The organism is Paludisphaera borealis (assembly GCF_001956985.1).
Classification (GTDB): Bacteria; Planctomycetota; Planctomycetia; order Isosphaerales; family Isosphaeraceae; genus Paludisphaera; species Paludisphaera borealis.
Window position 1 is genome coordinate 4,978,488 of record NZ_CP019082.1, and the last position, 19,464, is coordinate 4,997,951.

The 19,464-nt window shown below is 67.8% G+C and carries 17 protein-coding genes; 13 read left to right on the plus strand and 4 right to left on the minus strand.

Annotation, left to right across the window (positions count from 1 at the left end):
• Positions 1-46: 46 nt before the first annotated feature.
• Together BSF38_RS19190 and BSF38_RS19195 are read right to left on the minus strand one after the other, a co-directional pair.
• Positions 47-1,717 (minus strand): serine/threonine-protein kinase, encoded by a 1,671-nt coding sequence (locus BSF38_RS19190; protein WP_083713082.1) that lies wholly within the window; start codon positions 1,715-1,717, stop codon positions 47-49.
• A gap of 22 nt (positions 1,718-1,739) precedes the next feature.
• Positions 1,740-2,363, minus strand: a complete 624-nt coding sequence (locus BSF38_RS19195; protein WP_076348320.1) for a sigma-70 family RNA polymerase sigma factor — start codon at positions 2,361-2,363, stop codon at positions 1,740-1,742.
• A gap of 201 nt (positions 2,364-2,564) precedes the next feature.
• On the opposite strand from BSF38_RS19195, the gene BSF38_RS19200 reads away from it, so the two are divergent.
• From BSF38_RS19200 to BSF38_RS31420, 8 genes are all read left to right on the plus strand, one after another.
• Positions 2,565-2,978, plus strand: a complete 414-nt coding sequence (locus BSF38_RS19200; protein ID WP_076348322.1) for a hypothetical protein — start codon at positions 2,565-2,567, stop codon at positions 2,976-2,978.
• 60 nt (positions 2,979-3,038) lie between these two features.
• On the plus strand, positions 3,039-3,533 hold the full coding sequence (locus BSF38_RS19205) for a thiol-disulfide oxidoreductase DCC family protein (RefSeq protein ID WP_076348324.1): 495 nt from the start codon (positions 3,039-3,041) through the stop codon (positions 3,531-3,533).
• Between the two features lie 122 nt (positions 3,534-3,655).
• Entirely contained in the window at positions 3,656-5,854 is a 2,199-nt protein-coding gene (locus tag BSF38_RS19210; protein WP_145952232.1) for a CotH kinase family protein, read from the plus strand.
• Between the two features lie 115 nt (positions 5,855-5,969).
• Positions 5,970-6,644 (plus strand): DUF4956 domain-containing protein, encoded by a 675-nt coding sequence (locus BSF38_RS19215; protein WP_076348326.1) that lies wholly within the window; start codon positions 5,970-5,972, stop codon positions 6,642-6,644.
• A gap of 7 nt (positions 6,645-6,651) precedes the next feature.
• Positions 6,652-7,395 (plus strand): response regulator transcription factor, encoded by a 744-nt coding sequence (locus BSF38_RS19220; RefSeq protein ID WP_099092002.1) that lies wholly within the window; start codon positions 6,652-6,654, stop codon positions 7,393-7,395.
• Positions 7,392-8,711, plus strand: coding sequence for a sensor histidine kinase (locus tag BSF38_RS19225; protein ID WP_076348328.1), 1,320 nt, complete (start codon positions 7,392-7,394; stop codon positions 8,709-8,711). The genes BSF38_RS19220 and BSF38_RS19225 overlap by 4 nt, the downstream gene beginning before the upstream one ends.
• A gap of 222 nt (positions 8,712-8,933) precedes the next feature.
• Positions 8,934-9,959: a DUF1559 domain-containing protein gene (locus BSF38_RS19230; protein ID WP_076348330.1), complete on the plus strand. Its 1,026-nt coding sequence runs from the start codon at positions 8,934-8,936 to the stop codon at positions 9,957-9,959.
• Between the two features lie 68 nt (positions 9,960-10,027).
• Complete coding sequence (locus BSF38_RS31420; RefSeq protein WP_168189417.1) at positions 10,028-10,204, plus strand: hypothetical protein; 177 nt, start codon at positions 10,028-10,030, stop codon at positions 10,202-10,204.
• Positions 10,205-10,283: 79 nt separating this feature from the next.
• Here BSF38_RS31420 and BSF38_RS19240 read toward each other — a convergent pair whose 3' ends face one another.
• Positions 10,284-12,044 (minus strand): FAD-dependent oxidoreductase, encoded by a 1,761-nt coding sequence (locus BSF38_RS19240; RefSeq protein ID WP_076348334.1) that lies wholly within the window; start codon positions 12,042-12,044, stop codon positions 10,284-10,286.
• Between the two features lie 307 nt (positions 12,045-12,351).
• On the opposite strand from BSF38_RS19240, the gene BSF38_RS19245 reads away from it, so the two are divergent.
• The 4 genes from BSF38_RS19245 to BSF38_RS19260 all read left to right on the plus strand — a co-directional run bounded on the left by BSF38_RS19245 (position 12,352) and on the right by BSF38_RS19260 (position 17,806).
• Positions 12,352-13,689, plus strand: a complete 1,338-nt coding sequence (locus BSF38_RS19245; protein ID WP_145952233.1) for a DUF5009 domain-containing protein — start codon at positions 12,352-12,354, stop codon at positions 13,687-13,689.
• Between the two features lie 283 nt (positions 13,690-13,972).
• On the plus strand, positions 13,973-15,289 hold the full coding sequence (locus tag BSF38_RS19250; RefSeq protein ID WP_076348338.1) for a putative sugar nucleotidyl transferase: 1,317 nt from the start codon (positions 13,973-13,975) through the stop codon (positions 15,287-15,289).
• A 147-nt stretch (positions 15,290-15,436) separates the two neighbouring features.
• The gene (locus tag BSF38_RS19255) at positions 15,437-16,546 is read left to right on the plus strand and encodes a DMT family transporter (RefSeq protein ID WP_076348340.1); all 1,110 of its coding nucleotides are present in this window, start codon (positions 15,437-15,439) and stop codon (positions 16,544-16,546) included.
• Positions 16,547-16,636: 90 nt separating this feature from the next.
• The gene (locus tag BSF38_RS19260; RefSeq protein ID WP_076348342.1) at positions 16,637-17,806 is read left to right on the plus strand and encodes a glycosyltransferase family protein; all 1,170 of its coding nucleotides are present in this window, start codon (positions 16,637-16,639) and stop codon (positions 17,804-17,806) included.
• A 1-nt stretch (position 17,807) separates the two neighbouring features.
• On the opposite strand, the gene BSF38_RS19265 is transcribed toward BSF38_RS19260, so the two are convergent.
• Complete coding sequence (locus tag BSF38_RS19265; RefSeq protein ID WP_076348344.1) at positions 17,808-18,293, minus strand: ferritin; 486 nt, start codon at positions 18,291-18,293, stop codon at positions 17,808-17,810.
• Between the two features lie 134 nt (positions 18,294-18,427).
• On the opposite strand from BSF38_RS19265, the gene BSF38_RS19270 reads away from it, so the two are divergent.
• The gene (locus BSF38_RS19270; protein ID WP_076348346.1) at positions 18,428-19,435 is read left to right on the plus strand and encodes a D-2-hydroxyacid dehydrogenase; all 1,008 of its coding nucleotides are present in this window, start codon (positions 18,428-18,430) and stop codon (positions 19,433-19,435) included.
• Positions 19,436-19,464 lie beyond the last annotated feature (29 nt).

Here is a 19,464-nt window from a genome sequence, read left to right on the forward strand (position 1 = left end):
GAATAAGATGTATTAAAAGTTGCCAGTCGGTATGCTGATTTAATGCTTATGCGCCACGCTGTCGCCTCAGCTTGTATTTCAGGCCGGTGACGAAGAAGCAGGCGCCGGCGACGACCCCGAAGATGATCGGGGCGTAGCGAGGATACCAGGCCATGGGGAAGACGGCCAGGAAGACGGCGGCGGCCTGGAAGTAGTAGAAGCCCGAGAGGATGCCGGCCTTGGTCATGAACAGCATGCCGTTGGTCACGGCGATCATCGGCGAGAGCGAGAGGACCGGCAGGCCGAGGAGCCATTCGACGAGGAAGACCAGGTTGATCGCGACGATTCCCGAGCCCCAGATATGGGCGAGCTGGCGCTCGACGAAGCTGATCGGCCCTCCCTTCCTGCGGAGGCTCCAGAAGAACGCGGCCCACGCGCCCAGGCCCACGGTGAACAGCAACACGTAGGGTAGGCGATCCGTCACGCCGGCCAGGTGCAGGGCGTTGGTCACGCCGAAGAAGAAGAGCAGGGCGACGCTGTGGTAGATCCAGAGTTGGCCCCAGTTCTCGAGGACGGCCGCGTGGTGGCTCTCGCCCAGGAGGCGGCTCGCCAGGGCGCGGAGGCTCATCGAACGGGCGCTCACGGGCTCGTCGCGGAGGAACGCTTCGAGGTCGTCGGCGAGGGCCCCGGCGGTCGGGTAGCGCAGCTCGGGCTGCTTCTGGAGGCATCGCAGCGCGATCATCTCCAGGTCCGGGCTCACGCCGGGGTTCAGCACGCGCGGCGGGACCGGGTCGTGTTCGAGGACCAACAGGATGGTCTCGATCGGGCTGGCGGCCTGGAACGGCGGCCGCCCCGTCAGCATCTGGTAGAGGATCGCCCCCAGGCTGTACACGTCGCACGCCGGCCCGAGCGGCGTCCGCCGCGCGTCGCGAGCTTGCTCCGGAGGCATGTAGCCCGGCGTCCCCAGGATCGCGCCGGTGGGCGTGAGCGAAAGATCGCCGTCGAGATCGAGCCGCTTGGCCAGGCCGAAATCGCTGACGTAGGGGTGGCCGCCGCGATCGAGGAGGATGTTCGACGGCTTCAGATCTCGATGGAGGACGCCTTGCTCGTGCGCGTATTGGATCGCCCGGCAGATGGGAACCAAGAGCCGGGCCGCCTCGGACTCGGGCATCGGGCCTTCCGCCAGCCGGCTCGCCAGGGTCGTCCCCTCGACGTACTGCATCGTGAAGTACGGCTGGCCCGCGTGGTCGCCCACCCGGAACACCGGCACGATGTGCGGATGTGCGAGGTGCGACGCGGCCGTCGCCTCGGCGCGGAACCGCTCGACGTCGCGCGGCGACGAGCCCAGCCCGCGCAGCAGCCGCTTCAGCGCCACGATCCGATCTCGACCCGGCTCGCGGGCGCGAAACACGACCCCCATGCCCCCCTGGCCCAGCTCGTCGAGCAGCAGGTACTCCCCGAAGCGGCCCAACTCATCATGGTCGTCGACTTCCTCAATTCGTGGTTCGGGTCGGTCGGCGAAGGCGAGCGTCTCGGCGACCCAGATCGTCGCCCAGAGCGACCGCAGCTCGTCGGCGATGCGCGGGTGACTCTGGGCGAGGGTCTCGACGTCCGGCTCCTCGCCCTGTCGCGCGGCGGCGCAGAGTGAATCGATCAGCCCGACCAGGAGCGCAGCGTCGGCGTCGTCGATGGGCGGCGGCTCGATCGCGGAAGACCGGGGGCGTTCGGGCTGGGTCATGGAGGAGTTCTCGCCGGGGCGGTCAGCAGAGGGAAGGGGCTTCGCCGAGGATTCCGCGAAGCCGCCGGAGGGCCCGGAGGTGCCGCATGCCCGTCGCGGCCTCGCTCAACCCCAGCACCTGCGCGGCCTCGCCGTTGGCGAGCTGCTCGAAGTGGCGGAGGAGGATGATCTCGCGATCCGCGTCGTCGAGGAGGTCGATCGCCTCGCGGAACCGCTTCCTCAGCTCGTCGCGCAGGGCCTCGGCCGCCGGGGTGAGCGCGGGGTCTCTCAGGTCAGCGGCCAGTTCGAAGGACGAGCGGTCGGCAAACGCCACGGCGGGCCGCTCGCGGTCGAGGCTGCGCTTATCCGCGCCCCGGTGGCGGCGATGGGCGTCGATCACATGATCGCGCGCGATTTGACGGAGCCAGAGATGGAACGGCATGCGGGGGTCGCGGAGGTAGTCGCCCAGCCGCTGGCTGGCTCGCAAGAGCACGTCCTGCACGACGTCGCTGGCGTCGACCCGCCGGCCGAGCGTGCGGTCGAGGCGGGCGTCGATCATCCGCCGGAGGGCAGGGCGGTGACGCTCCCACAGCTCGTCGACCGCGCAGGGGTCGGCCCGCTCGACCTGCTCCAGGAGCCGCTGCGTCTCGATCGCGTCCGGCCACATCGTCGACTACCTCGGTCGGGAAGAGCTGCGGTCTCACCCCGCCAGTATAGCGGCCTTCCGCCACTCGGCGTAGGACCGGCCTCACAGAGGCCAGCCACAAACTTGAGCTGTCCTGTTAATCCCGGACCTCTCCCTGCGGTTGAGAGTTTGTCGCGTGCCAATCGACGATTCAAATGGCCGACATCCTCGAAGGAGATCGCAATGTACACCGTTCAAGCCTATCTCGCGTACCTGTTCATCAGCGTGACCGTGACGGTCTGGGTCGCCCGGACCCTGGCCCGCAACGGTCGAGTGTTTCTCATCGACACGTTCCACCAAAACGTGGAAGTGGCCGACGCCGTGAACAATTTGCTCGTCGTCGGGTTTTACCTGCTCAACGTCGGCTACGTCGCGCTGGCCCTGAAGTACGGCGACCGCCCGGTCGACCTCGCCGGCGCCATCGAGACGATCAGCACCAAGGTGGGTTGCGTCCTGCTATTCCTGGGAGCGATGCACTTTTTCAACCTCTACGTCTTCGCCCGGATGCGGCGTCGGGCGCTGTTGAAGAACCAGAAGCCCCCAGTACGGGCCGAGCAGTTCATCACGCCGGACCCGGCCGTCGTCGCGCTCGACTGAACAATCACCCCCGGCCAGGGCGGCCGTCGACCGGTCGGCCGCCCACTTGGAGACATCCCGATGGAGAAACTTTATGTTCTTTACGACGCTGACTGCGGCCTTTGCAGTTGGGCCCGGCGCTGGATCATCCAGCAGCCGGCGTTTCTGCCGCTCCGTTTCATCCCGGCCGGGTCGGACACGGCCGCGCGGCTGTTCCCGGGCCTCAGCCGGCCGGACGAGCCCAAGCAAGAGCTGGTGGTCGTCGGCGACGACGGCGCGGTTTATCGTAATGAGAACGCCTGGATCATGTGCCTGTACGCGCTGGAGGAGTATCGCGAATGGGCCGTGCGCCTGGCGCATCCGCTGCTCCGGCCGCTCGCCCGGGAAGGGTTCGCGCTCCTCTCGCGGCAGCGGCCGCGGATCTCGCGGTGGTTGAGCCTCGCCAGCGAGGTCGAGATCGCCGACACGCTCGGCCACGTCCACGCGCCGTCGTGCGCCCGGACGCCGTCCGACGTCTTTGATTCCACCGCCGGCTCGTCTCCGCGCGGGTTCGTCGAAATCGACGCGAGCCCCTGACGCGGTCGGGGGGGCGACGGTTACATTCTGTTACAGTTCTGCCTTCATCGCTTCTTTACAATCAGCGTGACGACCGAAACCGTGGAACGACGTTGCGTCGCAATCCTTTCTCAGGTGCCGCCATGCCGAGAACGACTCTGGGGATTTTTCTGTTGGTGATCGCGGGGGTGCTGATCGGCCTCGCCGCCATCGGCGTGATCGACGATCCGGGCGCCTTCGAGGCGTCTCCGGCGCTGGCACAAGGGCCGCCGCCGGGCCCCGGCGGGCCTCCCGGCTTCGGCGGTCCCGGCTTCGGCCCCGGCATGTTCCTGGCGCCGACGGTGGTCAAGGAGGCCGACGCCGACGAGGACGGCAAGCTCTCGCCCGAGGAAGCCGGCAAGGCCGCCGAGAAGTTCATTCGCGACGCCGACAAGGACAAGAAGGGCTCGATCGACGCCGACGCGCTCGGCCGCGCGGTGAATCGGCGGATGCCGCCGCCTCCTCCGGGCTTCGGTCCTGAAGAACCGTCCGACGAGTTCGGACCGGGGACGTTCATGGCGCCGGGGATCGTCGAGGCCGCCGACGCGAACAAGGACGGCCGACTCTCGCCCGAGGAGGCCGCCAAGGCCGCTGAGAAATTCGTCCGCGACGCCGACGCGGACAAGAAAGGCGGGCTCGACGCCGACGCGCTGGCGAAGGCCATGAGCCAGCGGATGGGCCCGCCGCCGGGCTTCGGCGGTCCGGGAGGTCCGGGAGGCAAGGAGAAGAAGCTCGTCAAGGCGTTCGACAAGGACGGCGACGGCCGCTTGAACCTGGCCGAGCGGGTGGCGGCCCGCGAGTCGTTGAAGAAGGACAAGGCCGCTGGCGGCGGCCGTCGCGGCTTCGGCCCTCCTCCGGGATTCGGCGGCGGTAAGGAAGAGCCCGTGAAGCCCGGTCCACGCATCGCGCCCGGCGACGTCGCGACGTACTCCGGCAAGCCGCTTTACGACCCGACCATCGTCCGCACCCTGTTCCTGGACTTCGACGACAAGGGGTGGGAGGGGGAGATGGCCGACTTCTATAAATCCGACGTCGAGATTCCGGCCACGCTCACCGTCGACGGCCGCAAGCTGCCGGGCGTGGGCGTCCACTTCCGCGGCATGTCGTCGTTCTTCACCGTCAAAGAAGGGCACAAACGGTCGTTGAACGTCTCGCTCGACTTCGTGAACCCGGACCAGAAGCTCGACGGCTACAAGACGCTCAACCTCCTCAACGCGCATGAGGATTCGAGTTTCCTGCATACGATTCTCTATTCCGAGATCGCCCGTAACTACCTACCGACGCCCAAGGCCAACTTCGTCCGGGTCGTTATCGACGGCGAGAGCTGGGGGCTGTACACCAACGTCCAGCAGTTCGACAAGCAATTCCTCGCCGAGAACTTCGGGACCGATAAGGGCGCGCGTTGGAAGGTTCCGGGCAACCCCGGCGCCGACGGCGGGCTTCGCTACCTTGGCGACGACCTCAAGGAGTATGAAAGCCGGTTCGAGCTGAAATCGCCCAGCGTCAAGGGGAAGGGTAAGGACGACTGGAAGGCCCTCATCGATCTGTGCCGGACTCTCAATCAGACTCCGCCCGACAAGCTGGAAGCCGCTCTGGGTCCGATCCTCGACGTCGACGGCGTGCTCTGGTTTCTGGCCGTCGAGAACGTGCTCGTCAACGGCGACGGCTACTGGACACGCGCCAGCGACTACAGCATTTACCGAGATCCCAAAGGCAAGTTCCACGTCGTGCCACACGACATGAACGAGACCTTCCAGCCCGCCATGATGTTCGGCCCTCCAGGAGGCCCCGGTGGGCGTGGCGGGCGGGGTGGACGCCCCGGCGGCGGTCCTGGTGGTCCTGGCTTCGGCCCCGGCGGTCCCGGCGGTGGTCCTGGCGGGCGTCCTGGCGGTCCTGGCGGCATGGGGGCCGCGGGGGTCGATCTTGATCCGCTGGTCGGGCTCGACAACGAGCGTACCCCGCTTCGAAGCAAGCTGCTGGCCGTGCCCGCGTTGAAGGCTCGTTATCTTAGCCATGTCAAGACGATCGCCGAGACCTGGCTCGACTGGAAGACGCTCGGGCCGATCGTCGAACGCTATCGGGCGCTGATCGAGAAGGAGATCGAGGCCGACACGCGCAAGCTGTCGTCCCTCGCCGCGTTCCAGAAATCGGTGGCCGAGGCCGACGAGCCTGCGCCCGCACCCGGAGCCGGCCCCGGTCGAGGACGTCGCGAACTGAGCCTGAAGGCGTTCGCCGACGGCCGCAGGCGCGCTCTGCTCGACAACGCGGAGATCAAGAAAGCCAAGGCCGACGAGCCGAAGTGAACGACAGAGACGACGTACGAGCCCGAAGCGCCAGCGAGTGAATCCCCATGTGAACCTCGTCGCGCGTCGGGCTCGTATTTCAACGGCGAACCGCACTGATACAAGGAGATTTTGAATGCCGGAATGGCTCGGTGCGTCGTTGTCGAACGGTCAGGCGTCGGCTCCGTCGCTGCTGGCGTGGCGGATCGGGGCGGCGCTGGTGCTCGGCGTGGCGGTGTCGGGGATCTACCGCTGGGCGCGTCGGGGACAACTCGTCCAGACGACGTTCCTGACGACGCTGGTGCTGTTGGCCGTGGCGATCGCGATGGCGACCCAGGTCATCGGCGACAACGTGGCGCGGGCGTTCAGCCTGGTCGGCGCCTTGTCGGTCGTCCGGTTTCGGACCGTGGTCAAGGATACGCAGGACACGGCGTTCGTGATCCTGGCGGTGGTCGTCGGCATGGCCGCGGGCGCCAACAATCTCGCCGTGGCGCTCGTGGGCTTGGGGATCGTCGGCGTGGCGTCGTGCTTCCTCTGGCCGCATCGGCAGGGGGGCGACTGGCGCGCGACCGACTGCGTGCTCACGATTCGCGTCGCCCTGACGCCGGGGGCCCAGGCCGTGGCTGAGCAAGCCGTGGCGGCGGTCGTCTCGCGGTCGTCGCTGGTCTCGGCCGGAACGGCGCGGCAGGGCGTCTCGCTCGATTTGGTCTACCGCATCCGCCTCCGGCCCGGCCTGGCCCCGGCGCAGGTCGTGGCCGACTTGAATTCGCTGGAAGGAGTTGAGAGCGTGGAGCTGCGCCGCGCCGATTGAGGACGAGATGATGACGCACGAAACGACTCCCGCCGCCGAGAAAGAGCCCCTCGCCCAGGGGGTCTCGATCTTGCTCATCGACGACGACGTCGAGCTTTGCGAGCTGCTCCGCGAGTTCTTCGCCGGCCAGGGCGTGCGTCTGGAATCGGCGGACGACGGCCGCCGCGGCCTGAGCCTGGCGCTGGAGGGCCGGCACGACCTGGTCTTGCTCGACGGGATGCTGCCGGGCCTGGACGGCTTCGAGGTGCTTCGGCTGGTGCGGCGGCAGAGCCAGGTTCCGGTCATCATGCTGTCGGCCCGCACCGCCAAGGCCGACCGGCTCGCGGGACTCGGCGCGGGGGCCGACGACTACGTGCCGAAGCCGTTCGACCCCGACGAACTGCTCGCCCGCGCGCGGGCCGTGCTCCGGCGCTCGGGCCGGCCGGCGCAGGCCGTCGATCGGTTGGAAGTGGACGGCATCCGGCTCATCCCCTCGGCCCGCGAGGTCTGGCGAGAAGGCGAGATCGTGCCGGTGACGACGATCGAGTACGACATCCTCGAATTCCTCATTCGCTCCGCCGGCCGGATCATCACCCGCGACGAGCTGACCGCCGCGCTCTACCGCCGCCGCAGCTCGCCGTTCGACCGCGCCATCGACGTCCACGTCAGCCGGCTCCGCAAGAAGCTGGGCGCGTACGGAACGCGCATCCTCACGGTTCGGGGAACCGGCTACCTGTTCCGCGCCGGTCCGTCGGGCGAGGCCGAGCGATGAGGTCGATCTACGCCAAACTCGTGCTCTGGGCCGTCGGCGTGTCGGTCCTCTCGCTGGTCGGATTCATCGCCACGTTCTCGTATCTGGAGGAGCCACATCCGGGGCGTCGCGGGTTCATCAACGGGCTGATGAGCCTCCAGCTTGAAGGGGCGAGAAGGGCTCTCGCCGACGGCGGCCCTGATCGGCTCGCGGCGTACCTGAGGACGCTCAACGAGGACTTCCGGGTCGAACACCATCTGGTCGACCGCAACGGGGTCGATCTGGTCGACGGCCGCGACCGCTCGGACGATCTGGCCCGAGCATCGAACCCCCCTCATCCCCCCGCGCCTCGCGCCAACGGCGGCCAGGCGACCAAGCTGGCGATTGACGACGGCCCCCGCCTGCTCGTCCTCATTCCTCGGCCGCCGCGGTGGACGACGACGCTGCCGTACTACCTCTGGATCATCGTGCCGGTGCTGGGACTCCTCTACGCCCTGGCGGTCCACCTGGCGCGTCCGTTGTTGAGCTTGCGGCGGGCGGTCGACCGCTTCGGCCGGGGCGAGCTGTCGACCCGGATCGGCTCGCAGCGCCGCGACGAGATCGGCGAGCTGGCCCGCGCGTTCGACCTGATGGCGCAGCGGATCGAGTCGCTGATGGCCGCCGAGCGGCGGCTGATCCAGGACGTCTCGCACGAGCTGCGGTCGCCGTTGACCCGGCTCGGCCTGGCCGTCCGCCTGGGCCGCGACGGCGGCGACTGCCAGAAAGCCATGGATCGGATCAAGCGCGAGACCGACCGGCTCTCCAGCCTCGTCGACGAGTTGCTCCGGCTCAACTCCGCCGAGGAAGACGCGGCGTCGCGCGGCCGCGACGAGGTCCCGCTGCACGACCTGCTGCGGTCGCTGGTCGACGACTGCGCCGTCGAGGCAGACGCCAAGAGGTGCCGCCTGGAACTCCGCATCGCCGCTCCCGCCACGATCCTGGGCGACCTCGAATTGGTCCGACGGGCCGTCGAGAACGTGCTCCGCAACGCCGTCCGCCACTCGCCCGCCGACATGCCCGTCGAGATCGACCTTCGCTCCGACGGCTCGACCGCGACGATCACGATCCGCGACCACGGCCCCGGCGTCCCCGACGACGCCCTGACCGCCGTTTTCAAGCCGTTCTTCCGGATCGAGGGGGACCGCAGCCGATCGAGCGGCGGCGTCGGCCTGGGCCTGGCCATCGCCGAACGCGCCGTGCGCCTCCACGACGGCACCATCGCCGCTGCCAACGCCCACCCGGGGCTCCAAGTCAATATTCGACTGCCCGTCGTCACAGACCGTGATTCATCTCCGTAAGAATTCGTCCGAGCCTGGCCTCCTTGCGTGCCTGCAACTGGTCTTGCGGGATTCATGGAGGTTTGATGAAAATGAAATCGTTAGGAGTTGAGGGGTCCGCGCTTCCTCGCGTGATCATCACGCGATCCGGTCGCCCCCTTCAACCTGACTCCTTGCGCTCATCCTCTCCGTAGTTGCTTGTTTCTCTTCTTCGTTGATCCGAGATTTTCACAGGGAGGCGTCATGGCACGTCGTCGTGCTTCCGTGCGCGCAGCGTTCACGTTGATCGAGCTTTTGGTTGTGATCGCGATCATCGCGGTTTTGATCGCGCTCTTGCTGCCGGCGGTGCAGTCGGCCCGCGAGGCGGCCCGCCGCATCCAGTGCACCAACAACCTCAAGCAACTCGGCCTGGCGATGTCGACTTATCACGACGCTCTGGGCACGTTCCCTCCGGGCGCTCGCTACGTCGGCTGGGGAACCTGGTATCACTATTCGCTACCGTTCTTGGAGCAGGGCTCGGTTTTCAACGCGTTCAACTTCATGGGGTCGAACATCACCACGCCGCAGCTCGGCTATCTTGATGTGGCGAACTCGACGGCCACGACGATCCGGCTCGCCGCGTTCCAGTGCCCGAGCGACCAGGCGACGGCGCCGATCGGCGGCGTCACCGCGGGAAACTACGCGGCCAACTACGGCAACACCGGAACCGGCCTGTTCCAGATCACGGCGTCGAGCCCCTACTGTTGCACGTCTTACAACGGCGTGGTCTTCGGCGGCGCCCCGTTCGCGTGGATCGCCGTCGGCACGGCCCCGGTGCAGTCGTTCGCGGGGACCTACGGCGTTGCGAGCATCACCGACGGCACGAGCAACACGATGCTTCTTGCCGAAGTGATCCAGGGCCAGAGCAACGGCAGTCAGTTCGACCTGCGCGGCTTCATCCAGTACGGCTCGTCGAGCGGCTTCGCCACCTACCTCGCGCCGAATTCCAAGCAGCCCGACCTGCTCAACGACGCGACGTATTGCGCCTACCCGTACAGCAACAACCCGCCGTGCAAGTTCCGCACCGCCTCGCCGCCGGCCTACCCCGGCGACACCACGCCGGGCATTAACGGCGACACGTACGCCGCGCGCAGCCGCCACCCGGGGGGCGTGAACTCCGTCTACGCCGACGGCAGCGTCCACTACATCAAGGATTCGATCTCGCTGCCGACCTGGCGTGCCCTGAGCACGACGCACGGTGGCGAGGTCATCAGCGCCGACGCCATGTGAGCCGGCCGCCCCGCGTCGATTTCATTCCATCAGGCCGTCACATGAAAGCGAAAGAAGGAACCGCCCCGATGCGCAAGTTCGTCCTCATCGCCGTGCTCGCCACATTCACCAGCGGGATCGTCGGCTGCGGCGACTCCTCCGCGCCCGCCTCCGGCTCGGAAGGCCCGAAGCCTCCAGGCGTCCCCACCAGCGGACCCGAGGCGCCCAAGGCGCCGAAGACGTCGAAGGCCGCCAAGAAGCATTGACGCGACCGCGACCGCCGATCGAGTACGCCGGGCGAGGCGAGGGGCGAATCCCTCGCCTCGCCCGTTTTCGTTGCGGCGGTCAGGCTCCGCCGCCTGTGCCAGTGCCGGGGTAGGTCTTGCCGTCGATCGTCCACTCGGTCGGGGTCTTGCGGCGGACGAGAGCCTGGAGTTCCTCAATCCGGCCGATCTCGTCAAGCGAGGAGCGGCCGTTTCTCGCCATGTCGGCGGCGGCGACGCCCGCCGCCGTGCCGCTCGACCATTCGATCGGGTGGAGCCGGGTCGCCGCGTTGGCCAGGAAGCTTTGCGCCATCGTCTTGCCGGCCGCGAGCAGGTTGCCGAACCGCTCGTTGGTCAGGGCGCGAAACGGGATGTAGAACGGCAAGGTATCGTGGGCGGCGACGATGTAGGCCGGCATCGCGCAGGTCGAAAGCGGATGGACGTCCGACGGATACGCCCCCAGGGCGACGCGGTCGAAGAACCGCCGGCCCGTCTTCTTGCCGGCCGAGCCGGCGAGGTCGCCCCCCTTGAGCACGAAGCCGTCGAGGCCCACCGAGCGGCGGGTGTCGCGAATGTACGGCATCTTCGCGAGGCCGTGGCCGGTGCCGAGCGCGTCGCGGTCGAGCGTCACCTGGCGAGGGTCGATCCCCTCCGGCGCGTGGGCCTTGAACCAATCATGCCAGCCGAGCGCCCGCTGCTCGGCGGCGGCCATGACGGCGAGGTCGACGCCGCCCCGCCAGTCGCCGCCCTGGGCGTCGGTCTCGGCGCGGGAGAGGAACAGGTAGCCGAACGGATAGTCGTTGCCGCCGGCCTTCAGCTTGGCCGAATACCCCCAGTTTTGCAGGCAGAGGTCTCCCACGGCCGCCGCCCCGCCCCCCTTGGCGCTCTTGATCCGGCGATAGGTCCAGACCTGGTTCCAGGCGTCGCCCTGGCCGTGGAACTCGTCGAAGCCGAAGCCGCCGACCCCCTCGGGCCCCGGGGGCTCGTCGACCGGTCCGGCGTTTAGCCGCTGGACGAAGTCGAACACGGTCGACTGCCCGCAACGGTCGTCGCCCAAGCGGCCGCCGTCCTCGGACTCGACCCCCTGGAGGTACGGCGAGCCGGCCAGCACGAGCAGCTCGCCCCACTCGGTCGCGTCGATGAAGACGACGTGGCGGCCCTTGCCGGCCTCGAACCGGAGCACCGACTTCGCGAACCGATCGGACGGCTCGGGGCTGTACCAGTCGGCGAGGTCTTGCGACAAATGCCGGTCGTAGCCCGCTTGAGCGACTCCCGGCCTCGGCGTTCGCCGGACGGCGACGATCGCGGTCACGAGCCCCTTGCCCGCGTCGGCCTCGACCCGCTTGACCACCGTGTCGCGGAAGACGACGAGCGTCCCCTTCGCGACCAGCGACCGTTCGAGGGGGAGCAGGTGCTGGTCGAGGAAGTTCCGGGGCTCGAAGCAGTAGTTGCTGACCCAGCCCTTGCCGGGGTTGCCTGTGGCGTCGAGCATCGCGCGGAAGTTCGGAGTCATGTTCACGCGGTCGCGGGCGATCGCGGCGACGTCGTACTCGGCGCCCGTCTTCTTGTCCTTGACCTTGTGCCAGGCCTCGTCGATCGCCGACACGGCGCTGGCAGTGAGCTGGCCGCCGACCCAGTCGGTCGGCTCGATCAGGCAGGTCCTCGCGCCGCTCTCCGCCGCCGCCACGGCCGCCGCGAACGCCGCCGTGGTTCCGCCGGCGATCACGACGTCGAAATCCCGGAAGACCTCCTCCCCCGCCGCCCGGGCGCCGTGCCACTCTCCCGAGGCCGCCAGCCCCGCCAGCCCCGCCAACCCCGCTCCGAGAAACCCTCGTCGTCGCATGCCCTTCTCCTCGATGGTCCGCGTCGAACTTCCGTTGGATCCGCGCCGTGAATCCCCTTCGCGAGTCTATCACCCGCCGATCTTCTTGGTCGAGACGCGTCTTGCGACGGATCTCACTAAAATGGAATGGGTTGTGAAGCCTAATTCATTAATCGATAGGCGGCTCTACGGCATGGGGCGCTCGGGGGAATCCGGCCGAATCGAGTTTCCGGGATGCTTGCAGAAAAAGCTCGCGCGCGAGTAGCCTCGTGGCGTTCGCTCGCGAGTGTTGATCTGAGAATCCGATTCAACCGTGACCGAGGACGACGTGACGTACCTAGCCGATCCGATCGATGGTCCACCCATCGAGCCGCGGGCCGTGCCGACCAACCGCCGGGTCGACTCGGTCGACGCGCTGCGGGGGTTGACGATCCTGCTGATGGTCTTCGTCAACGACCTGGGGCCGGCCGCCCCGTCGTGGATGCACCACATCGAGCCGCCGTCGGCCGACGGCATGACGCTGGCCGACGTGGTCTTTCCGTGGTTTCTGTTCATCGTCGGCGTGTCGATCCCGCTGGCCTTCGAACGTGCGTTCGCGGCCGGCGCGTCCGTCAGAGGGCAGGTCGGTCATATCGTGATTCGCACGGCCGCGCTCTTGCTTCTGGGCGTGATCGGGATGAACAGTGACGAGCACCAAGGCCTCGGCGGCTCGCAGTGGAGCCTGCTCGCGTTCATCGCGATCCTTCTGGCCTGGTCGAGCGTTCCCAAAGAAACAGGGACGAAGCGGACGTTGTTCCTGGCGTTGAAGGCGGTCGGCGTCGTCGGGCTCTTGATTCTGCTGGCGATCTTCCGCCGCAAGCCGGTCGATACAAGCTTGCCGTTTTACGGCCCGGTCGAGGGCTGGGTCTGGATGAGAACCGAATGGTGGGGAATCCTCGGCCTGATCGGCTGGGCCTACCTGACGGTCGCGCTTTTGACCCTCTGGCTGGGCCGGCGTCGCGAGTGGCTGGCCGGCTCGATCGGGGTGCTAATCCTGCTCCACCTCGCCATGAATCACGGCGGCCTGTTCGCGCATCTGGAGCGCAAGGCGTGGCTGGGGCCGCTGCTGCCTCTGCTGCAGAGCCTGAGTCACGGCGTCGATTCTCTCAATCAATACGTCGGGCTCGGCGATGCGACGGGCTCGCTGGCGGCGATCACGATGGCCGGCTGCCTGCTCGGCTCGATCCTCCGCCGCGACAGCGACGTGGCGGCGCCCGACGAACGGGTCACGTGGACGTCGACCTTCGTGGTCGGCCTGCTGATCGCCGGATTCGCGACCGACACGTTCGAGGGGATCAACAAGATCGCCGCGACCCCGACATGGTGCCTCTGGTCGGCGGCCCTGGCCGCGGCGGTCTGGCTGGCGCTGTACCTCGTGATCGACGTCGCCGGCTGGCGCGCGTGGTCGATCCTCGTCCGCCCGGCCGGCGCCAACCCGCTGGTCGCCTACTTCCTCCATCCGATCGTCATCGGGGCCGTCTCCGCCTCGGGCCTCGGCGACGCCCTCCTGGGATACCAAGGATCACACAACCCGGCGGTCGTCGTCGCCGGCTCGTTCGCCATGGCGGTGGTCGTCTGCGCCCTGACCGGGCTGCTCGCCCGCCTGGGACTTCGGGTGCGGCTGTGAGCACGGATTGAACCCGTCGTTCTCCGACGATCAGATCGTTTGGACTTTGATATCTCACCGACGTAATATTCCCGCGAAGCGTCGACTTTCTGATTCGTCGTGGACGTCGATAGGACGGGAAAGAGTTGGTCCGACCTGACTATCTGAAAAAAATGACCCAGAGTAGAATCAGGCGACCCGCGGAATCGGCTTGCGCTATGCGTGCGTGGTTGGCTGGCTGATTGCGAAGTGATCGCGCCGAGGATTGATGCGCACGGGGACCGCACGGATTGGGGGTGCAACAATGCGTCTTTGCCTGGTCGAGGATCTCGCCGTAGCCGGACTCGAACCGCTGACTCTCACCCGGCCCGTGTACGAGCTTTGGCTCGGTTGCTCGACGCTGGGGGCCAAGATCGCCCGCGCCTTCGGGGTCGGGACGGGGCCGAACCGGCGGGGGGCGTTGATCCGCAACCACTTGACGGCGGTGCAGAGCCGGCGCGACCCCCACGTGGTGCTTAACGATCGCGACTGGCTGGCGCGCGGGCCGGTGGTGGCGGCGTGCGGCCGCTGGGTTCCGCCGCTGGGTTTCGAGGCGCCCGACGCCAGCGTCCCCTGGGTCGGGCTGTGCGACGGCCAGCCGGCGTTCGTCTACGCGGGCCCCGACGATGTGGTGTCGCTGGAACTGAACGGCGTCGACGACTGGTTCGAGAAGATGGCGTCGCGCTACCCCAACGAGGAGGTCGGCGGCGAGTGGATCGGTCGTCCCTGGGACCTCGTGGCCCGGAACGCGGCCCACATCGAGCGCGACTTCGCGACCAGCGGGCGGCTCGCCGTCAGCAACCGCCAGCTCGCCTCGCTCGCTCTGGTCGGGCCGTCGAATCGGCTCTGGATTCATGAGACCACCCGGATCGACCCGTACACGGTCTTCGACACGACCAACGGACCGATCATCATCGGCGCGGGCGTCTGGGTCCAGCCGTTCACCCGGGTCGAGGGGCCGTGCTACATCGGCCCCGACTCGCAGCTCTTCCGGGCGAACATCCGGGGCGCGGTCTCGATCGGCCCCAACTGCCGGATCGGCGGCGAGGTGGAGGCGTCGATCGTCCAGGGGCACTCGAACAAGTACCACGAAGGCTTTCTGGGCCACGCCTACGTCGGCGAGTGGGTGAATCTGGGCGCGATCACGTCGAACAGCGACCTTCGCAACGACTACGGCGAGGTGATGGTGCCGTTGCAGGGCGATCCGATCGCCACCGGGCAGGCGAAGGTCGGCTGCTACATCGGCGACCACACGCGGACCGGCATGGGCTCGATGCTCAACACCGGCACGGCGATCGGCGTGATGTGCAACGTGCTGCCGGCCGGCTTGCTCTTGCCCAAGCACGTGCCGTCGTTCACGGCCGTCCTGTACGGCCGCGTCGAGCCGGGGTTCACGATCGACGAGCTGTTCGCCACGGCCCGGATCGTCATGTCGAGGCGCGGAAAGGTCTTCGACGAGCACGAGGAACAGCTCTATCGCGGCCTGTACGAGCAGACCCGCCTGGAGCGGGAGCGCGCCTTCCAGCGGACGCGGGAGCGGCGTCACGACCTCTGGCCGATCGCCCAGGCGAATTCGCGGTGAGGTTCCGAACCCGGCCGGCCCGGGCCGAGTCCATCAAGGGCGGCTCTTAAAGGCGGATTCCCAGGGAAAAGCGTTCACGCCACTTGCCGAGCGCTCTACGATTGGGAATACTGCCGTCGCAACGATGCCCGCCCATTGAGAACCCCGATGCCAACGCTAGTCGCGCAAGCGGAGCCAGGAATTCAGGATGCGTCCCATGCGAAGATCGACGACCGGCGCAAAACCGCGCAGCCGTCGAAAGCCTTGAGCGAGCCGGCGGCAGCGGCTCCCGCACTCCACGCGTCGCACGCTCCCGACCTGCGCGGGTACATTTACCTGGGGATCATGATCCTCGTCGGGTCGACGACGTCGCCCCTGGCCATGCTGGTCGTCAGGCAGCTTCCGGTCGGGCTGGTGCCGCTCTTGCGATTCGGCTTCGCGGGTCTGTGCCTGATTCCGTTCATCGGGGGCCTCAACCCCTTGAAGGAGCTGGTGCGCCACGACTGGCGGCGGCTGGCGGTGGTCGCGGCCTTCTGCGTGCCGATCAACCAGTGGTTTTTTCTAAACGCCGCTCGGCTGGGGACGAACGCGCACGTTGGGCTGTTCTACGCGATGGTCCCCCTGGTCGTCTGGGTCCTGGCCTGGCGGCTCGGGCATGAACGGCTCGACCTCAGTCGGCTCGGCGGAATTCTTGTGAGCATCAGCGGGGTCGTGGTGATCGGCGTCGGCAACCTGCTGGGGGGCGAATCGTCGTCGCTTGAGCAGACGAGGGCGGTGATGCTCTCGGACCTCCTCCTCATCGGCGCGGTGATCTCGTGGGGGGCGTATGTGGCCCTGAGCCGGCCATTAGTCCTCCGCCACGGCGCGATGCCGGTTCTGGCCGGCACGTTCCTGTTCGGCTTCTTCCTCCAGATCCCGATCGCGCTGGCGACCGCGACGCAGTGGCCGTCGATGCTCAAGCTGGCGACTCCGTCCGCCTGGATCAGTCTGATCGTCCTGGCCGGGTTCTTCACCCCCTTGAACCTGGCGCTCCAGAACCTGTCGCTCCGCCGCCTCGACGCCAGCCAGGTTGCGACCTTCAGCAACGTCGCGCCGGTGTTGACCGTGGTCTGGGGCGTCTGGCTGTTCCACGAAGCCCTCTCGCCGGCCCTGGTGGTCGGCGGCTTGCTGACTCTCGGCGGCGTGATCTGGACCAGCCGCCCCGCGCCGGCCTCGCGGCGTACCACCCCGCGCACGTCGCTGGCGGGCGAAGCCCCGGCGGCTTGCCCGATCGATTGAAGGCGCGGTATCTTGCCTTCCTGTCAGAGGACGAGATTTGCTTGCGCTTTTCTCGATCATGGTGAGTGACGGCTTGATCAGGATGACGCGATGGCGAAGAGGCAGAGTGCGGACCCCCGGGCGAAGCAGGCCGGGGGCGCGTTGATCGTGCATGTGACGAGCCACGGCTTCGGCCATCTCAACCGCACGGTGGCGGTGATCAACCAGGTGCCGGTCGATGTCCCGGTCGTGATCCGGTCGCATCCCGACCTGTTCCCGAACTGGCGCGAGCGGCTGCTCCGGCCGGCCGAGCTTGTGCCGCACGCCTCCGACGCCGGAGCCGTCAACCCCGCCGGAGGCAGCGGCGCGACCGACGCGGCGGCGACCCTCGAACGCGCCTTGCGCGTGCATAATAAGGCGTTGTTCCGGCTCGACGACGACGTCGCCTACCTTCAAGCCGCGAACGCCGGGGCCGTGCTCTGCGACGCGCCGCCGCTCCCGTTGGTCGCGGCCCGCCGCGCGGGGGTGCCGGGGTTCTTGCTCGCCAACTTCACCTGGTACGACATTTACGAGCCCTACGCGCGGTCGGCGAGTGCCGATGCGAAGCGCCTGGTCGCCGACTACCGCGAGGCGTATCGCCAGGCCGAAGGCGTGTTTCGGGCCGAGCCGGCGCTCAAGATGAGCTGGCTGCCGAACCAGATCGACGTCGGTCTGGTCGCCAATCCCGGCCGCGACCGCTCGAAGGAGCTTCGGAAACTGCTGGGCCTGGGGGAGGCCGAGAAGCTCGTCTACTTCTACATCGGCCGATACGGCCAGGACGACCTCGACTGGGAACGGCTCGGTTCGTACGCCCGGCGCGGGGTGCATTTCGTCGGCTATCACGCGGCCCCGGTGGGAACGCCGGCCAACCTGCATCTGGTGTCGGCGAGCGAATGGTCGGGGGGCGATCTGATCGCCTCGACCGACGCGGTCGTGGCCAAGGCCGGCTACGGCACGGTCAGCGAGGCGATGGCTCATGGCCGGCCGATCCTCTACCCGCCGCGCCAGGGATTCTCCGAATACCGGGCGCTCGACCGCGCCCTCCGCGCCTGGGGGGGCGGAGTACCTCTCTCGTCGCGCGACTTCGCCGGCATGCGGCTCGACCGGGCGCTCGATCGAGCCTTCCAGGTCGAGCCGCTGAAGTCCCCCTATCCGGTCGACGGCGCGGCGACGGTCGCCCGCCGACTGACCGAAGTCTGCCGGCCGGCCGGGACGCCCGCGCGACGAGCGGATTCGGCTTAGATTAAACGCCTTCGTGGGCGAGGTAGGCCTCGACCATCAGGACGCTCGGGCCGGCGCGGCGGATCACCGACAGCCGGGTCTCGGCACTGGAAACCTCTTCGAGCTGCTCGGAGAGGAACCACTGGAGGAAGTTGAGCGCGATATAGCTCTTCTCCTCGGTCGCCAGCGCCACCAGGTCGTAGATCTGCTTCGTCGTCTTGACCTCGGAATCGTAAGCGAGCTGGGCCGCGTCGACGGCCGAATCGAACCCGTTCTTGGGCTCGGCGATCGCCGGGATCTTCGCCGTTCCGCCGGCGTCGATCAGGAACTTCACGAACTTCATCGCGTGGTCGCGCTCTTCGTCCGACTGCTTGTAGTAGATCTTGGCCAGGCCGAAGAGCCCGTCCTGCTCGAAGTAAGTCGCGATGGCGAGGTACTGGTTGGCGTTGCCCAGCTCGTGTCCGATCTGGCGGTTGAACTCGGCGTTGATTTTCTCGCTGATTAGCATTGAGGCCCCTCCATCGGGCGATCGTGGTATCGTGGCTCTCAGTCGGAATGGGCGAATCCCATCCAAACTCCCTCTTTCTGGGACCAATTCGTCATCTTACCTGTGGGACCGATCCGGGGCGAGGGGAGAAACACATGAAGCTGGTCGTTCATCCGGCGGTCGACGCCGATCGCCTGGAGGCGCTGCGGTCGGCCGCCCCCGAGGCCGAGTGGATCAACGCGGTGTCGTCGTCGGAGGCGCAAGCCGCCATGCCGGGGGTCGACGGGTTCCTCGGCAAGATCACGCCGGCGATGCTCGCCCGGGCCGACCGGCTCCGCTGGGTGCAGTCGTTCACGGCGAGCCTGGAACATTATCTGTTCCCCGCCCTGGCCGCCCATCCGTGCGTGCTGACGAACACCCGGGGCCTGTTCGGCGACGTGATCGCCGACCAGGTGATGGGCTATGTGCTGTGCTTCGCCCGCAACCTGCATACATACGTCGAGCGGCGGATCGAGCGGCGGTACGAGCCCGAGGGGGGCGAGTCGGCCCGGGTCGACTTCGCGTCGGGGCCGGGCGTGGTCAACGCCATGGACCGGGCGACGATCTACCTGCCGCGCGCCACGATGGGCGTGATCGGCATGGGGGGCATCGGCTGCGAAGTCGCGCGGCGGGCGTTGGCCTTCGGCATGACCGTTCGGGGAGTCGACCGCTTCCCCGATCGGGTCTCGCCGCCGTCGGGCGTGGACCGGGTCGACGGCCTGAACGGGCTCGAAGACCTGCTGACCTGGAGCGATTTCGCGGTCATCGCCGCGCCGCACACGCCCGAGACTGAGGGGCTGTTCGACGCGAAGATTCTGGCGGCGCTTCGACCGTCGACCTATCTCATCAACGTCGGCCGGGGGGCGATCGTCGTGCTTGACGCCCTGGTTGCGGCCCTGCGCGCCGGCTCGCTCGCCGGCGCGGCGCTCGACGTCTACGAGGTCGAGCCGCTGCCCCCGGGGCACCCGCTGTGGAGCTTCCCCAACGTGATCCTCACCCCGCACACCGCCGGCTATTCCCCGGTCGTCGCCGAGCGGCACCGGGCCTTGCTCGTCGACAACGTCCGCCGGTTCGTTCGTAATGAGCCGCTTTTGAACGTGGTCGACAAGGCGCTCTGGTTTTGAGCCTGTCACAGGCCTACACTTAAAATAGG

Excerpts from the sequence above, each read along its gene's own strand:
- BSF38_RS19190 (WP_083713082.1), bottom strand. The coding sequence starts at position 1,717 with ATGACCCAGCCCGAACGCCCCCGGTCTTCCGCGATCGAGCCGCCGCCC.
- BSF38_RS19195 (WP_076348320.1), bottom strand. The coding sequence starts at position 2,363 with ATGTGGCCGGACGCGATCGAGACGCAGCGGCTCCTGGAGCAGGTCGAG.
- BSF38_RS19200 (WP_076348322.1), top strand. The coding sequence starts at position 2,565 with ATGTACACCGTTCAAGCCTATCTCGCGTACCTGTTCATCAGCGTGACC.
- BSF38_RS19205 (WP_076348324.1), top strand. The coding sequence starts at position 3,039 with ATGGAGAAACTTTATGTTCTTTACGACGCTGACTGCGGCCTTTGCAGT.
- BSF38_RS19210 (WP_145952232.1), top strand. The coding sequence starts at position 3,656 with ATGCCGAGAACGACTCTGGGGATTTTTCTGTTGGTGATCGCGGGGGTG.
- BSF38_RS19215 (WP_076348326.1), top strand. The coding sequence starts at position 5,970 with ATGCCGGAATGGCTCGGTGCGTCGTTGTCGAACGGTCAGGCGTCGGCT.
- BSF38_RS19220 (WP_099092002.1), top strand. The coding sequence starts at position 6,652 with ATGATGACGCACGAAACGACTCCCGCCGCCGAGAAAGAGCCCCTCGCC.
- BSF38_RS19225 (WP_076348328.1), top strand. The coding sequence starts at position 7,392 with ATGAGGTCGATCTACGCCAAACTCGTGCTCTGGGCCGTCGGCGTGTCG.
- BSF38_RS19230 (WP_076348330.1), top strand. The coding sequence starts at position 8,934 with ATGGCACGTCGTCGTGCTTCCGTGCGCGCAGCGTTCACGTTGATCGAG.
- BSF38_RS31420 (WP_168189417.1), top strand. The coding sequence starts at position 10,028 with ATGCGCAAGTTCGTCCTCATCGCCGTGCTCGCCACATTCACCAGCGGG.
- BSF38_RS19240 (WP_076348334.1), bottom strand. The coding sequence starts at position 12,044 with ATGCGACGACGAGGGTTTCTCGGAGCGGGGTTGGCGGGGCTGGCGGGG.
- BSF38_RS19250 (WP_076348338.1), top strand. The coding sequence starts at position 13,973 with ATGCGTCTTTGCCTGGTCGAGGATCTCGCCGTAGCCGGACTCGAACCG.
- BSF38_RS19255 (WP_076348340.1), top strand. The coding sequence starts at position 15,437 with ATGCCAACGCTAGTCGCGCAAGCGGAGCCAGGAATTCAGGATGCGTCC.
- BSF38_RS19260 (WP_076348342.1), top strand. The coding sequence starts at position 16,637 with ATGGCGAAGAGGCAGAGTGCGGACCCCCGGGCGAAGCAGGCCGGGGGC.
- BSF38_RS19265 (WP_076348344.1), bottom strand. The coding sequence starts at position 18,293 with ATGCTAATCAGCGAGAAAATCAACGCCGAGTTCAACCGCCAGATCGGA.
- BSF38_RS19270 (WP_076348346.1), top strand. The coding sequence starts at position 18,428 with ATGAAGCTGGTCGTTCATCCGGCGGTCGACGCCGATCGCCTGGAGGCG.